Annotated in this window: 14 protein-coding genes; 7 read left to right on the top strand and 7 right to left on the bottom strand. The window is 60.1% G+C overall.

Features of this window, described 5'->3' with window-relative positions; genetic code table 11:
- Positions 1 to 157: 157 nt before the first annotated feature.
- The 3 genes from ACE103_RS10835 to ACE103_RS10825 form a co-directional block, all read right to left on the bottom strand.
- Positions 158 to 856: a FadR/GntR family transcriptional regulator gene (locus ACE103_RS10835; RefSeq protein ID WP_375779386.1), complete on the bottom strand. Its 699-nt coding sequence runs from the start codon at positions 854 to 856 to the stop codon at positions 158 to 160.
- 84 nt (positions 857 to 940) lie between these two features.
- Positions 941 to 1,336, bottom strand: coding sequence for a Rieske (2Fe-2S) protein (locus ACE103_RS10830; RefSeq protein ID WP_375779385.1), 396 nt, complete (start codon positions 1,334 to 1,336; stop codon positions 941 to 943).
- Positions 1,337 to 1,466: 130 nt separating this feature from the next.
- Positions 1,467 to 2,390, bottom strand: coding sequence for a VOC family protein (locus ACE103_RS10825; protein WP_375779384.1), 924 nt, complete (start codon positions 2,388 to 2,390; stop codon positions 1,467 to 1,469).
- 155 nt (positions 2,391 to 2,545) lie between these two features.
- Between ACE103_RS10825 and ACE103_RS10820 the strand changes: the two genes are divergently transcribed.
- The 4 genes from ACE103_RS10820 (at position 2,546) to ACE103_RS10805 (ending at position 6,382) form a co-directional block, all read left to right on the top strand.
- Entirely contained in the window at positions 2,546 to 3,457 is a 912-nt protein-coding gene (locus tag ACE103_RS10820) for a LysR family transcriptional regulator (RefSeq protein WP_375779383.1), read from the top strand.
- A gap of 77 nt (positions 3,458 to 3,534) precedes the next feature.
- Positions 3,535 to 4,404 carry an ABC transporter substrate-binding protein gene (locus tag ACE103_RS10815; RefSeq protein WP_375779382.1) on the top strand — a complete coding sequence of 290 codons (870 nt, stop codon included), beginning with the start codon at positions 3,535 to 3,537 and terminating at the stop codon, positions 4,402 to 4,404.
- Positions 4,401 to 5,429, top strand: a complete 1,029-nt coding sequence (locus ACE103_RS10810; RefSeq protein WP_375779381.1) for a fumarylacetoacetate hydrolase family protein — start codon at positions 4,401 to 4,403, stop codon at positions 5,427 to 5,429. The genes ACE103_RS10815 and ACE103_RS10810 overlap by 4 nt, the downstream gene beginning before the upstream one ends.
- A gap of 50 nt (positions 5,430 to 5,479) precedes the next feature.
- Complete coding sequence (locus tag ACE103_RS10805; protein WP_375779380.1) at positions 5,480 to 6,382, top strand: NADP-dependent oxidoreductase; 903 nt, start codon at positions 5,480 to 5,482, stop codon at positions 6,380 to 6,382.
- Positions 6,383 to 6,506: 124 nt separating this feature from the next.
- Here the strand turns inward: ACE103_RS10805 and ACE103_RS10800 are convergent, their stop codons facing one another.
- Positions 6,507 to 7,832, bottom strand: a complete 1,326-nt coding sequence (locus ACE103_RS10800; RefSeq protein ID WP_375779379.1) for a spinster family MFS transporter — start codon at positions 7,830 to 7,832, stop codon at positions 6,507 to 6,509.
- 296 nt (positions 7,833 to 8,128) lie between these two features.
- Positions 8,129 to 9,031, bottom strand: coding sequence for a LysR family transcriptional regulator (locus ACE103_RS10795; RefSeq protein ID WP_375779378.1), 903 nt, complete (start codon positions 9,029 to 9,031; stop codon positions 8,129 to 8,131).
- A gap of 139 nt (positions 9,032 to 9,170) precedes the next feature.
- Between ACE103_RS10795 and ACE103_RS10790 the strand changes: the two genes are divergently transcribed.
- Genes ACE103_RS10790 through ACE103_RS10780 form a run of 3 tightly spaced genes read left to right on the top strand, consistent with a single transcriptional unit; the run spans position 9,171 to position 10,873 of the window.
- Entirely contained in the window at positions 9,171 to 9,584 is a 414-nt protein-coding gene (locus ACE103_RS10790; RefSeq protein ID WP_375779377.1) for a DoxX family protein, read from the top strand.
- Positions 9,585 to 9,642: 58 nt separating this feature from the next.
- Positions 9,643 to 10,419, top strand: coding sequence for a DODA-type extradiol aromatic ring-opening family dioxygenase (locus ACE103_RS10785; protein ID WP_375781086.1), 777 nt, complete (start codon positions 9,643 to 9,645; stop codon positions 10,417 to 10,419).
- Between the two features lie 25 nt (positions 10,420 to 10,444).
- On the top strand, positions 10,445 to 10,873 hold the full coding sequence (locus ACE103_RS10780; protein ID WP_375779376.1) for a DoxX family protein: 429 nt from the start codon (positions 10,445 to 10,447) through the stop codon (positions 10,871 to 10,873).
- Between the two features lie 36 nt (positions 10,874 to 10,909).
- On the opposite strand, the gene ACE103_RS10775 is transcribed toward ACE103_RS10780, so the two are convergent.
- Positions 10,910 to 12,400 carry an FAD-dependent monooxygenase gene (locus tag ACE103_RS10775; RefSeq protein WP_375781085.1) on the bottom strand — a complete coding sequence of 497 codons (1,491 nt, stop codon included), beginning with the start codon at positions 12,398 to 12,400 and terminating at the stop codon, positions 10,910 to 10,912.
- Positions 12,401 to 12,640: 240 nt separating this feature from the next.
- Entirely contained in the window at positions 12,641 to 14,158 is a 1,518-nt protein-coding gene (locus tag ACE103_RS10770) for an ISNCY family transposase (RefSeq protein ID WP_375779029.1), read from the bottom strand.
- Positions 14,159 to 14,207: the final 49 nt, after the last annotated feature.

Here is a 14,207-nt window from a genome sequence, read left to right as displayed (position 1 = left end):
CCCTTTATCACCCAATATCAACCAATATCCAATCAATATTCAACCAATAACTAAATGTCAATAACCCAATTCGCACCGACGACGACCCGCGCATGGCAGGCAATTGACCCGCAGCGTTTGCCGCGGGCCTAAAGACTGTCAGAGCTGAGGTTCGGGGTTAGATGGGCGCGAAAGGACCCAGCAGGGCCTTTCGTACTTCCTCGAGATGTCGGCGCATGAGAACGGCAGCTTCCTGCGCCTCGCGTGACTGGATGGCGCGAAAGATCGCGTCGTGCTCGTCCGTGATATGAGCGCGGCGCGCCATGGCGGAGGGCAGATCGGATAGCCGGCCCCAATTCCTCTGGGTCTGGCTGTCCTGGATCGTGATCAATAGCTTCAGCAGCAGTTGATTCCGGGAGGCCTCTCCAATGGCGAGATGAAACGCCTTGTCGAGCGCCCTCCACTCCTCCCAGGGCTCCTTTTCCGTCGATTTTGCCAGTATTTCTCCAATCCGTTCGACATCACTTCCCGTCGCGCGCTGTGCCGCCAGGAATGCGATCTGGGGCTCAAGCGCGAGCCTGGCCTCCAGAATCTCGGATGGATTGGTTTCCAGGACAGCGCCCGGCTCTTCGAACGGGGACGTCCGCTGCAATTCCGGCAGCGCGCTCATGAACGTGCCCTGACCCACGTGCCTCCAGATCACCCCCTCGCGCTCGAGCTTGGCCAAGGAGGTCCGAAGGCGGCTGCGGCTGAGGTTGAGATCTCCGGCCAGCTGACGTTCCGGCGGCAGCTGCGCGTTGGGGCCGAAGCCGCGTTCCCTCAGGTAGTTCCGAAGGATTTGGATGGGGGTTTGCCGGGTCTCAGATGCTTCGCTCATTCGCCCAATATCAACCAATTTGGCGCGAATGACAAGAATCCTATGGACGATGTCTGTGGGTAGGTCGCCGCAAGCCGACGAACGTCAGTTGGCCACAACAGGCTTGCTGATCAGATTGTCGTCCGGCCTCAGGACGAGCCGTATCTCTCCCTCGTCCGAAATCGCGACCTGCACCGAGGTCAGCGATTGGCCGAGACATGGCCCCAAGATGCAGGCGCCGGTTTCGATATCGAATATCGCGCCGTGCGCGCTGCAGAAGATGTGCTGGGCATCGCCGGTCAGGTAAGCATCCTTCTTCCAAGGCAGCGGCGTACGACCGTAATGGGGGCATATGTCCAGATAGGCATGGATCTCATTGCCCCGGCGCACAACGAAAACGGTGTCGCGCCCCTTCTTGAAGGGATCAAAGCCGTAACCCCGTCCATCGTTCAAATCCGACAGGCGGCACACCACGTCAGTCAGCGCCTTTGTTTTGTCCACGCTCAAATCGCTGGCCTCAAAAACCTGGAGCAAGGTCCTGAAAATGCGCGCCGCGGGTTGCAGTCAGGACAGAAGAACACGAGCGCGGGACCGGAAATCCAATCCGGCGCCACATCAGGACGACCGGGGCCTAGCCGCCGGGCGCCCACTTCTCGCGATGCTCCAGCAGGAATATCTGCGAATGCTCGGTCTTCATCGGCAGTTCGCGCGCTTCCCACTTCTCGTCGAAGACATCCATGTCCGCGTCGAATTCGGCGTGCGTTCCCATGGGGCTGTTGAAGTACCAAAACCAGTTGGAACCGAATTTGTGACGGCCCGGCCCCCAGAACGATTGATATCCCTTCTTCACCATGCGCGATCCGGCAAGCATCAATTCGGTCGGCCCCTGCATGTGGAATGCAAAATGCTCGAGCCCCTTCATGTATTCTGGAGTTTGGATCAGGAAGAGTGTGTGATGATCCGTATTGGATGCCGGGCGGAGAAATGGGCCGCCCCCGGTGAACCGATCCATCAAGGTAAAGCCCAGACGCTTGATGTAGAATGCCTCCATCTTCGCCGCATCGGGCACGAAGTAGACCACATGCGACAGGGTTCGCGGCAATGCTGCTGCGTCCTCGTTGGCACCAATTTCATTGAAGCCTCGCTGAGGAGCTGCGCCAGGAGAATTGATGCGCTCCGGAGGCAGGTTCAGCTCGCGCCGCCGCGTGATACGGAAACCGAGCGCAAAACCCAGGTCGTCCACCGCTTCGACGGTGCCATCTGTCTGGACCTGGACTTGCCGGTCCTTGCTCAATTCTTCCTTGATCTGATCCAGCGTTCCCTGATCCTCTACGCCGTAGATCGTTTTTCTGAGCATGTTGTTGGTAGGCAGCGGCGGTGGCAAGCTAGGTTCATCCTTGCGATAGATCGACAAGCCCGTTCCATCCAAGGCCTCATAAAAGCCGGAGCCGTCCTTCTCACCCAGGTGTTTCAATCCATAATCGGCGATGAACGTAGCGCACGCGTCCACGCTATCGACTCCGAACACGAGTTCATCGGGGCCAATAATTTTCACGGTTATCCTCCTCCATTGCTTTTTCGGGCGCTTCACCGAACCCGCAGATTCTTTCGAGCGAGATGTGCAACAAGCATACGATCTGGCAATCCATCATAAAAATGGATAGTTTCAATCAACTCTATTGATAAAATCCATAAATTCAGGAGGTCCAGTTGCGCTTCAACAATCTCGATCTCAACTTGCTCGTGGCGCTCGACCACTTGGTTGCGACCAGATCCATCAGCGAAGCGGCAGAGCGCATGAATCTGAGTCAATCCGCCATGAGCAATGCGCTCGGTCGGTTGCGGGAATATTTCGACGATCCGCTGCTCGTGCGGGTTGGCCAAAAAATGGAGTTGACGGTTCGCGCGGAAACGCTGCGGCCGGAAATCATCGACGTTCTCACGCGAATTGAAGTTGCCCTGGCTACCAAGCCGGCCTTCGACCCCAAAGTCGCGATTCGTGAATTCCGGCTGCTTGTGTCAGACTATTCGCTTCACACCATCATTCCACCGGTGCTTGAGCTCACTGCCCCCTTTTGCGACCACATCGGCTTCCATTTCTTGCGGCAGACCGAAAAGCCCAATGTCACGCTCGAGCGTGGCGAGGCCGATCTCTTGATCGCACCGCGTGTCGTCTGCTCACCTGATCACCCCTCGATCAAATTGTTTGAAGACGATTACTGCTGCGTGGCATGGCGCCGGGGGAAATATGGCAAAGGACCGCTCACACGGAAGGCCTTCGCCGCGGCGGGCCACGTGCGATATCTTTCTTCGACAACTGCGGGCGCTCTCGATTCCGTTCTTCTGGAGCAACTGGGGATCACACGACGCACAGAAGTTTCGACGTTCGCCTTCTCCTCAGTACCGCAGCTTGTGGTCGGAACCGATCGGATCGCGATCGTTCACCGCCGTACCGCGCAACTTGCGGCCGGCCACCTCCCTATCGCCATACTGGAACTTCCATTTCGAATGGAGCGCTTTGAACAGCAGATGCAATGGCATCACTATCGCAGCCGTGACCCAGGCATCATTTGGGTGCGGGAGGTCTTCCAAAAAGCCGCCGCCAAAATGCAAGGGAACTAACCGGAAGGAGCAACCAGCTTCGCCTCGCTCTTTACAAAACGATACGTATCGTTATTTAATACTCGAGGGAGGTAGGAATGCACTTGACCGTCCATTGGTTTGTCGAGCCCGCGATCTCGATGCTGGCGCGCATCGGTGCGGCAACGGCCCCAGTGCGCCTTTCGGTCGATGGCATTGCGACAAGATCCTCCGACGAGCAGTTCGAGGCACTCATGAGCGGCACGGCAGATGCAGCCGTCACAGCCATGGATAACGTCATGGACTGGAACCTGCGGCTTGACGCCGGGGACTTGCGCATCGTTGCGCAGGTGGAGCGGACAACTCACCTTTCTCTCATCGCCACCGCTGCTACAACCGACATCCATGGCTTGAACGGCAAGACGCTTCTTGTCGATGCGCCCGCCAACGGGTTCGTTGTGGCCGCCAGGGCCTTGCTGGATGAATTTGGACTAAACAGCGGATCGTACGCGCTCAAACCTGCCGGAGGCGTGCGCGAACGCTACGAGACGTTGCTGGCAGGAGGCGGTGACGCCACCCTGCTCGGCCCGCCATTCGACGGCATGGCCGTTGCACAGGGCGCGCGGGTATTGGCTCGCGTCAACGACCGTTATCCTGCATTTCCCGGCCAGGGACTTGTTGTGCGCCGGAGCTCATACGACCGCGTTCGCGCGCGTATGGTAGCGTGGCTGACCGCGATGGAATATGCGCGCGCGCAGGCGCAAGCCAATAATAGCGTCGCCGTTTCGCATCTCGCCGGAGCCGGCATTTCCCATCCCGTTGCGGAAACCATGGTCGACCTAGTCCCGGGCACGCTCGTGGCCGACCGGAAGGGAATTGCGCTCCTCATTGTCCAACGCCAACTTGCGGGTCTGCGCGGGGGCAACGTCGCCTACTCGGACATCGTCGATTCCGATCTTCTCGCCTCTTCCCGGGAGCCCACCCAATGACGCCCCAAGAATACGGCCTCGCAACGTTCCGCAGCGGCGCCGAACCTCCGCGGGCAGGCCTTGCGATTGGCGAGCGCATTGCGGCGCTGGACGATCTGGTCCGTACTTGTCCCTCCTCCAGCCACGAACGGCTCGCTGGCAAGAGCGTCCTCGATCTCCTTCAAGACTGGAACAGCGCTCTCGAGGCCGCCGACAACCTGCGCGCGGCACTTACCGAAACGGTTGTTCAAGACCACTTCCGGGCATTCTCGGACATTGCGATTTGTCCTCCGGTTGATCTCCCCCGCCAGGTCTTCTGCACGGGCGCCAACTACCGCAAGCATGTCGTCGACCTGACGCTCGATATGGGCGTTGGCCCCGAAGGGCTCGACGCGGCGGGTCTCAGACGCTGGGCCGAGAACATGATGGACGAGAGGGCTGCGACGGGTGAGCCCTATGCATTCACCAAGCCGGTCTCCACCATTGCCGGAGCCTATGACGCGCTGATCCTGCCGCCGTTAGACGAAAAACCCGATTGGGAGCTTGAACTCGGCGTGATCATCGGCCAAGGCGGCCGGAACATTTCGCGTGCCGATGCGATGTCGCACGTTGCGGGCTATGCCATCGTCAACGACGTAACGTCGCGAAGCCTGATAGGCCGCACCGATTACAGGCAGTTAGGAACAGACTGGTTGCGCGCGAAAGGGCAACCCGGTTTCCTTCCCTTCGGTCCGGTGCTCGTGCCAGCACAATTCGTTTCCAATCCGTACGATCTGCATCTGAAACTGAGCCTCAACGGCGACGTCATGCAGGATGAAGATGCGGCGGACATGATCTTCGATATCCGCCGGCAGATCGAATACATCTCACGGTATGCGCGTCTTATGCCGGGCGATCTCATTTGCACGGGATCACCCGCAGGAAACGGCACCCATTACAATCGCTTCTTGAAGCCGGGCGATCTGATGGTTGGCGAAATCACCGGCTTGGGCCGTCAGGCGATCCGATGTGTGGCGACAGGATCGGCACGTCCAGCAAACGGGTAACACGGTTCTGCGCCCGAAACGCCGTGCGTAAGACGCGAAGGAGTTCACATATGAAGGCTGCCCGGCTCAAATCCTATGGCGACGCCAGTCAATTCTCGATCGACGATGTGCCTACACCCGAGCCACAACCCGGCGAAGTCTTAATCAAGATCGAAGCGTCCGCGGTCAACCACTTCGACATCCTGATCCGTCAAGGCTATGTGGCCAAATTCATCCCTTTGGAGCTTCCCGCTGTGTTGGGCGGTGACGCTGCCGGTACGGTCGTTGAGGTCGGCCAGGACGTAACCGGAATCGCAATCGGTGATCGCGTGCTCGCCGACTTCGCTCCGAACGGGCGAGGCTCCCATGCCGAATTTGGAGTGGTTCCGGCCACGGCCGTTGCCAGACTTCCGGCAAATCTCTCGTTCGAGCAAGGCGCCGCTCTGCCGAAGGCCGGTCTCACCGGACGGCAGTCGGTCGATGCTCTCAACGTCAAGGCCGGAAATCGCGTCCTGATCTCCGGCGGCCTCGGCGCAGTCGGTCGCGCGGCAATTCAATATCTCCAGGAGATTTGGGCAAAGCCCGTGGCGGGCGTGCGACCGGAGCGGCTCGAGGAGGCACGCCGACTAGCGGGCGAGGCTCTCGACATCACCCAGCCGCCGGGCAACGCCACGTTCGACTACGCCATCAGTGCCGCAACGCCAGTTGCGAATAACCTCATCCGGCACGTGCGGGACGGCGGCTACGTTGCCAGTATCGTTCCCGTACCCGATGGCACGAATGTCGCCAATCGCGTGACCATCCACCAACTCTATCACCGCACTGACCCGGGCACGCTCGCGGCGGTGGCGGATGTGGCATCGCGCGGTGTGTTGACCATCCCGATCGCCAAGATCTTCTCACTAAGTGAGATCGGTGCGGCCCAGAATGCGGTCGCTGCCGGAATTCAGGGCAAGGTCGTGCTGAAACATTGAGTGCTTGCGGAGCGGCCCGACACAAGGCCGCAGCGCTTGGGTCTCTCCCAAGACTTAGCCGTGCTCTCGGTCGAGAGCACGGCATTTTTCTGATCGCGATACATTGCCGGCCACGCGGACGCCTTTAGCGCACCGGCCAGATTTCGTTCCGTAGACGGGCGTAACGAGACTGCGAGAAGACGCAACCTGCAAATGCGATCAATGCCACAGGCGTGAGCACCAGCAACAGCGAGTATCGGATCGCGTCGTCACTGCCGAAGACGAAATCGGTCACAAGGGCGATAGCGGTCGGCGCGACGCCCAGCCCCAATAGACCTGAAAGCATGAAGTAGACTGCCTGAACCTGCCCCCTGAGCTGGTTCGGAGTTACGTCTTGAAAGGTCGGCGGCCCCGCAACCAGGCCCAATCCGCTGCCAAAGAGCACGATCCCCTCGCCGGCGAGAGCGAGCGGAAGCTTTGGAGCCAGGCACAGGCAGATAACTCCCGCCAGCATGATTGGCCAGGAGATCAGCGGTATGCGAAAGCGCGTACCTCCATTCGCAACCAGCCAATCTCCAAGCGCTCCGCTCAAGAGTGAACCTGCGGTACCGCAAAAGATCCCGATGGGACCGAGGAGCAAACCGACTTCCGCCGGACCAAGGCTAAATTGCCGCGCGAAGAATGTCGGCCCCCAGGAGGCAAACGTTAAGCCGACAAAGGCGTTCAAGGTGAAGACGAGGTAGAGCGCAGAATAGACCGCGGCATGCCGACGAAGGTAGTCGCCAAGGCGCATGATCCCATCGCTCGAGGCCGGGTGCGCGACTTCCTTGCGGGACGTCTCTCTAACGGTCAGCAACAGAAGGGCGACAGCAAGACCCGGTGCAGCCGCAACAAAGAAGGCGACTTTCCAGGTCGGAACCACACCCAGCATCGGCAGAGCCATCGTCGCGGTGGCCGTCAGCCCCTTGAGGATGAGGCCTCCAATGAGCAGAGACGCGCCACCGCCAAGATAGTTGGAAAGGTTGTACACGCTCATCGCCCGGCCGCGTTGTTCCCGGCGGAAATAATCGGCAATCAAGGAAAAAGCTGCCGGACCAAGGCACGCCTCACCAATGCCGACACCCAGCCGAGCCACGAACATCTGCCAGAAGGTTTCCGCCAATCCACACCCGGCGGTGAATGCGCTCCACACGAGAACACCGACGATAATGACATTGCGTCGATTGGTTCGATCGATCAAACGGCCGAACGGAAGCCCCGCCGCAACATAGAAAAGTGCAAACGCGAGACCCTGAAGGAGGCTGACCTGCGTATCGCTGATCTTCAGGTACGTCCGGACAGGTCCAATCAGCAGGGCGAGCAGGTAGCGATCGAGATAGGAGGTTATGCCGGCCAGCAGTAGCACGAGAACGACATACCAAGCATAGGCCGCGTTGGGGTAGACTGCGGACGTCGAGCTGGCATTCTTCATTGTGCGGCTCTGAGATCGGTCTTGCTGTTTGCAACCTCACTGCCGATATGCGGACATCCGTGCTGCATTCTCGTTCCCCCGCGTCGAAATGTTCGGTCGCATCCGGCCAGACTGGCCGCCAATCTCTTCCGCTTGTGGCACTGAGTTCGATGGCGGCGCTATTGAGCACCGTTATTTACGTCGGTGAATACTCGAAATCCCGATAGGGGTCTGTCCCTATCTAGAGGGACAACGCCGAAGCGCAGGGAGCGTCGCCAGGACTGGTCCGCAGCGACACTGGCCAGATCAAGAAGCACTCACGCGTGGAGCGACTGCTTCAACCGCGGATCGCGCACGACGAAGTCAAGGAAGCTGCGCACCTTGGCTGTGAGGTATTTGCGCGTCGGATAGACCGCGAGCAGCCGTCCCGCAAAAAAAAGCCTGTCGGGGAACACACATTCCAGCCGCCCCGCGGCGAGATCGTCGGAAATCATCCAGGTCGGCAGAAAGGCGAAGCCCATGCCTTCGAGGCAGGCATGGTACATGAGCGTTTCGTTGCTGCTCAGCAGGACGGGCGTGAATTTGATCGTTCGACGTCCCTTCTCGGTCTCGTGCGCCACCACCCCGTCGCCATGCACAAGGCTGTAGGCAACCAGCGGGGCGCCCTGCAGTTCGTCAAGGGAGGTGGGAAGTCCGCGGTTGTCGAGAAACTTGCGCGAGGCAACCAGATAAAACGGCGCTTCGGCGATCGTCCGGGCGATGAGACCAGGATCGGGAGAGGCTGTCACGCGAAGCGCGAGATCAAAGCCATCCTCGACGAGATTGACCAGCCGGCCGCTCAGATCGACCTCCAGCGTCACGTCTGGATAACGCGCGCGATAGTCGGCCAGCAGGCTGGCAAACAGCGGGCCTGCCATCCACACCGGCGCCGTCAGACGTAACTGTCCCTTCGGAGCGACCGCCGTCTGACTGATACCTGCCTCCAGTTCGTCCAGGCCCTCCAGCATCCGCCGAGCCTGCTCGAAGTAGAGTGCGCCGTTCTCGGTCAAGCTGACATGCCGGCTTGTACGGTTGAGCAGCCGCACCGAGAGGCGCTCCTCTAGCTGCATGACATGCTTGCTTGCCATAGCAGGTGACACGCCGAGACGCTCGGCCGCCGCTGTGAAGCTCTTGAGCTCCGCGACAGCGCAGAACACCCGGACGGTCATCAGCGTATCCATCGGATTCCTCACAAATCCCGCTCGGCGGGGGTCCAACGATCATCAACTAGCAGGAAAAGATGTTTCAATAAAATCGCAGATGATCAATAGACGAGAAAAGCTCAGAACATCAGCTTTCAACCAGCTGGAGCGAAAGCCGATGATTGACTTCGAAACCTGGTCCCCGCGCGTGCTTGCCGCGGTGAGGATCATCACGGCTTTATTGTTCATCGAGCATGGGTTGATGAAGCTTCTTGCCTTTCCGGCCGCAATTCCGGGCGTACCGACGCCGCTGCCGAGCATCCTGCTCGTCGCGGCGGTCATTGAGCTCCTGGGCGGCGCGCTCATCGTTCTCGGACTGTTCACTCGTGCCGCGGCATTCATCTGCTCCGGCGAGATGGCGGTCGCCTACTTCATGTTCCACGCGCCTCAGGGTTTCTGGCCCGCAGTCAACCAGGGTGAACCGGCGATCCTATTCTGCCTTGTCTTCCTCTATCTCGCATTCGCAGGTGCCGGTGCTTGGAGCATCGACGACCTCCGATCGACGTCCCGGAGCAACCTTGCGAGGGCCTGACGTGACCATTCGACTTCCCACCTACTACCTCTCGCACGGCGGTGGTCCCTGGCCATACATGGAAGACGGCATGCGCCGCCGCTTCGACAAGCTCGAGGCGTCACTTCAGTCCATTCGGCGCGAATGGAGCGACGCCGTGCGGGCCGTCCTGGTGATCTCGGGACACTGGGAGACGGCGGATTTCGTCGTCTCATCCGGAGCCTCTCCCGGAATGGTGTTCGATTATTACGGCTTCCCCGAACACCTCTATCACATCAAGTATGACGCGCCCGGTTCACCCGAGCTTGCCATGCGGGTGCACGCCATGCTGCACGCCGGAGGTTTCGCGTGCGAAAGCGATGCGGAGCGCGGCTACGACCATGGCACGTTCAGCCTGATGAAGCCGGTCTACCCGAACGGCGAAATGCCGATCGTACAGCTCTCGGTCAAGCAAGACTTCGATCCACATGCGCACCTTTCGGTCGGACGGCTGCTGGCACCACTGCGTGACGAAGGCGTCGTCATCATCGGCAGCGGCTCCAGCTTTCACAATCTCGGACTGAGAGGGCCCGCTGCGATCGAGCCATCTCGTGTTTTCGACGATTGGCTGCAAGAGAGCTTGCTTCGGACATCGGCGACCGAACGGCATCAGCGAGTCGCCATGTGGACGCTTGCACCGAACGCGCGCCTCGCACACCCGCGCGAGGATCATCTGATCCCGCTGATGGTTGCGCTCGGTGCGGCCGAAGAGGAGCCTGCAACCCTCATCTATCACCAGCCGGATTTTCTGGGCAGCTGGGCTCTTTCGAGCTTTCGCTTCGGCCAGCCGGCGCTTGCGACAACACAATCGGCGTAAACCACAACAATCCCAGGGGACATTAATGACGACCACGGCTGCCGCATCCGGCCCGGTGCCCGGCGCACTGCTCAAGATCGGGCTTTGGGCCGCGCAAATCATCGTTTTTGTGCTCTTCATCTTGTTCGGAAGCATGAAGCTGTTCATGCCTGTCGACAAGCTGGCGGCGATGTGGGTCTGGCCGGGTCAAGTTCCGATCTGGTTCCTGCATCTGACTGGCATCCTGGATGTAGCCGGCGGCATCGGAGTGCTGCTGCCGGCGACGATGCGGATCCAGCCTCGCCTCACGGTATATGCCGCGCTTGGATGTACGTTGCTGCAAATCGTGGCAATTATCTTCCATTTCTCCCGCGGCGAAGCCGCGGCTGTGCCACTCAACATCGTCCTTCTTGCCCTGTCGGTGTTCATTTTGCGGGAGCGTAGCAAATACGCTCCGATTGCGCCCCGGCAATAAGGACCTTTGAGACAAGCACGCGGACCTCGTCGCGCCTTAGCGCAACGCGGCGTCAGTCGAGGCAGTTGCTTTCGGTTCGGCTGCGATGTTGCCGAACGAACGCCAAAGGGCATTCATGTCGATCGCGATCGATCTCGGATCCCCGACTGATGCGACATACCTGTCGGGACGTACCAGCATGAGCTGCCCACGATAGGCTGTGAAGATCTGTCGCGTCTCCTCATCAGCGATCTGTGCGACCTCAATGCCCGCTTTCGCGCGCGCCTCGCTGTCAAATCTGACCGCGATCGCGCGCCAACGCTGTTGCGCCATTGGATGGATCAATAGCTTCCGCAGCCATTCAACGTCGACGTCAAAGCCCAAAAGCACGAATTCACTTCCCGCAATATCATCGATCGAACGCGTCCCGCCGTCACTTGCCGTCAAGTTGAGGCGAGGAAGGATTCGACCCACGAGCCCGGTCTTGCTCTTGCCGTGCCGAACCAGGAAACCCGCCTCCAACCACGGTTTCGGCATGTATCGCATGCTCGAAAAGAACCGCCTGACCGTCGGGATCCAGTTCAGCGCCGAAAAGACGATGTCTCGGAGGAGAGCCAGCGGTCTGCTGCGAATGTTCGCGAGCCTGCCGATCGTGACTGAATAGCGAATGATCGCTTCGACTTGGGGGCGGCGCTCCGATTCATATGTTTCAAGGAGGCGTTCACCCGCTCTCCCTGACAGCACGGCTGCGATCTTCCAACAAATGTTGTTGGCATCCCGCGCCCCCGTGTTCATCGCCTGGGCCCCAAAGGGCGGCATCACATCGGCAGCATCTCCCAGGAGAAATATCCGCCCGTGTTGCAGAGGTCGTGCAACCCGCTCTGAAAATCCGTAGACAACCGACCGGATGATCTTCGCCTCGACCCCCTTGTATGGCGAGTGATGATCCAGCAAATGGCGGATACACTCGGGAGTCACGATGGCCTCCGGATCGTCGTCCGGGGCAAGCATGAACTCGAGGCGACGACCACCGTAGGGCGACGGTATGCTGTTCAGCGGGCGGACTGGATTGCAGAAGAAGCGCGAATAGGGTGATTGATCTGGAAATTCAGCGAGATCGATGACCAGGTGCGGCTGATCGATGCGCGTTCCCTCAAACGGGATGCCAAGTTGTGAACGGATGAAGCTTTTTGCTCCATCGCATGCCAGAACATATCGGCCTGTGATAGTTCGCGCTGTCCCGTCCGCCGTTCGCACATTCAGCCCTACTCCGTCCTGTCCCATCGACAGGCCGGAAACCGTCGTGCGGTACTGAACGTCAACGCAGGCAAACCGCTGGACGTGCGAAAGCAGGAACTTCTCGAAAACGGGTTGCACAACGCCGGTGCGTGTGCCGAAGCCGTTTGCCGTCAAGAAGGGATGGACCTTGACGATGGGTCGGCCCCGCCTTGAGTAGAAATAGATACCGAACGGCGCGGCTAGATCGTCGCGCATCTCGAAAAGGATGCCCAAATTATCCAGCAGGCGCATGTATTCATCGTCCACCACCAATGCACGCGGCAAATCCGAGGTGACGTCATTGCGCTCGACGAGAATCGTCTTGACTGCGCGGCGGCGATCAGGGTGAGACTCCGTATTGCCTCATGGAGGAATGTTCCCGAAGGCGCGATTGTTGCCTCATTTATTTTGCTCCCCAGAGGACGGACGGTCGGTACGGGGGAGGCCGGTCGTGGAGCTGGTCGGGGTTGCGCAACGACCGGCCTCCCCCGTACCGGAGGGCGGGCGCGGTCACCGTACGACCTGTGTCGCGTCGATCTGCGCCGCATGATCCGCCGATCCAAACAGCAGCGCGCTTGCCTGCTCGCTGCGCCAGGATTTGAGGCGGCGCTGAAGCGTTCGCAGCAGCTTGTCCGGGTACGCGCCCGGATATTTCGCCTGTAACCTCGTCAGGAGCTCGGCGCCGGTTCGCCACGGCTCGGCCTTGAACCACTCCTGCAGCTGTGGGGTCGCCTGAACGAGCGGATCAGGGCGACGGCGACCTCGCTTCACTTTGAGGATCGGCCGGTCCGTCGGTCGAGAGCGGCCCTCTTTCCACGCCGTTCGCAAGCTGGCGAGGAACAGGTCGATCGGCGGTGCCGCAGCAGCAATCGAACCACCCGCCGGCTTCACATCGGCGAGGTCGGCCAGACGTTGCTGCGCGGCCCGGATGTCGCGCAGCAACGCGACCGGGTCCAAGTTGGCGCAGATTTCCTGCAGTCGGTCCCGAACCGCATCGGGGGTGCGTCGGTCGGTTGCCAGCCTTTGATGCGGTGTCGCTGGTGCGCTGTAAGATTTACGCACGCGTGCGCCATCGCGCTGTTTTCCGATCAGCTTGAACGACGGCTGGAAGAAGTTCACGAACAGGCGCACTGAGCGATAGAGTTCTGCGAGCAACGCAGCCGCCTCGAGCCCCTCAAACCGCCGATAACCGACCATCCGTCGGACCACGGCTCCGTTCTTCTGTTCGACAAACGCCTGGTCGTTCTTGCGGTAAGGCCGGCAACGGGTGAAGACAATGTTCGCCTGCTCGCAATACGCTTTCAGCGTCTCGTTTATGAACACGGAATCATTATCGGTATCGATGCCCTGGAGCAAAAACGGCAGCTGTCGCCGAAGTTCTGTCAACACGGTGCTCAGGAGCGTTTGCTCGCGCACCAGCAGCGGCGCACACTCCGTCCAACCGGTGGCAATATCCGTAAGCACCAGCGTCTGGATAAAACTGCCGCGCGCCGAGGGTCCGCTGTGGGCAACCAAATCGGCTTCGACAAAGCCCGGCGCCGGATCATCCCAGTCGGCCGACGTCCGTACCGGGATGCTCCGTCGCAACGTGCTTGCCACCGGCCGACAGCGCTGGCGCCCGTCCTCCTGTCGGATCTTGCCCAGCGCCCGGTCGATCGTGGACGCGCTCATCGTCAACAGTTTCGCGCGGATTTCAGGCGCCAGGCCCATGTGGCCGTTCCGTTCCATCGACTCGATCAGGAGCGGCAGCAGCGCTTTCAGTCTCTTGCCGCAAATCCGGTCCGAGGCCTCCCAAAGAACTACCAGCGCATTTCGTTCAGCTTCCTCGTAAATCCGGCGACGGGTGCGCCGAACCGAGGATTGCCCGATATCGCCTCGGAGCAGGCGCATCGCATGCTTTCGATGGAAGCCCGTCACAACCACAAACTCGTCGAGAATTCGCACCTTCTCCGCGCGGCTCGCCTCCCTGTAGCGCTGCCCCACAGCGGCCGTCAGTTCTCTTCGAGTCGCCATGCTCAGTTGCCTCATTATCGCCCCCGCAGTCCCATTCCACTGGGGAGCAAATTACGTGAGGCAA

The organism is Bradyrhizobium sp. ma5 (assembly GCF_042258955.1).
Classification (GTDB): domain Bacteria; phylum Pseudomonadota; class Alphaproteobacteria; order Rhizobiales; family Xanthobacteraceae; genus Bradyrhizobium.
The sequence above is the reverse complement of the archived record's forward strand: the minus strand, read 5'-3'. Positions and strand labels throughout refer to the sequence as shown.

Coding starts and splice junctions, on each gene's coding strand:
- ACE103_RS10835 (WP_375779386.1), bottom strand. CDS start 856: ATGAGCGAAGCATCTGAGACCCGGCAAACCCCCATCCAAATCCTTCGG.
- ACE103_RS10770 (WP_375779029.1), bottom strand. CDS start 14,158: ATGAGGCAACTGAGCATGGCGACTCGAAGAGAACTGACGGCCGCTGTG.
- ACE103_RS10805 (WP_375779380.1), top strand. CDS start 5,480: ATGAAGGCTGCCCGGCTCAAATCCTATGGCGACGCCAGTCAATTCTCG.
- ACE103_RS10800 (WP_375779379.1), bottom strand. CDS start 7,832: ATGAAGAATGCCAGCTCGACGTCCGCAGTCTACCCCAACGCGGCCTAT.
- ACE103_RS10785 (WP_375781086.1), top strand. CDS start 9,643: ATGGAAGACGGCATGCGCCGCCGCTTCGACAAGCTCGAGGCGTCACTT.
- ACE103_RS10795 (WP_375779378.1), bottom strand. CDS start 9,031: ATGGATACGCTGATGACCGTCCGGGTGTTCTGCGCTGTCGCGGAGCTC.
- ACE103_RS10810 (WP_375779381.1), top strand. CDS start 4,401: ATGACGCCCCAAGAATACGGCCTCGCAACGTTCCGCAGCGGCGCCGAA.
- ACE103_RS10790 (WP_375779377.1), top strand. CDS start 9,171: ATGATTGACTTCGAAACCTGGTCCCCGCGCGTGCTTGCCGCGGTGAGG.
- ACE103_RS10815 (WP_375779382.1), top strand. CDS start 3,535: ATGCACTTGACCGTCCATTGGTTTGTCGAGCCCGCGATCTCGATGCTG.
- ACE103_RS10780 (WP_375779376.1), top strand. CDS start 10,445: ATGACGACCACGGCTGCCGCATCCGGCCCGGTGCCCGGCGCACTGCTC.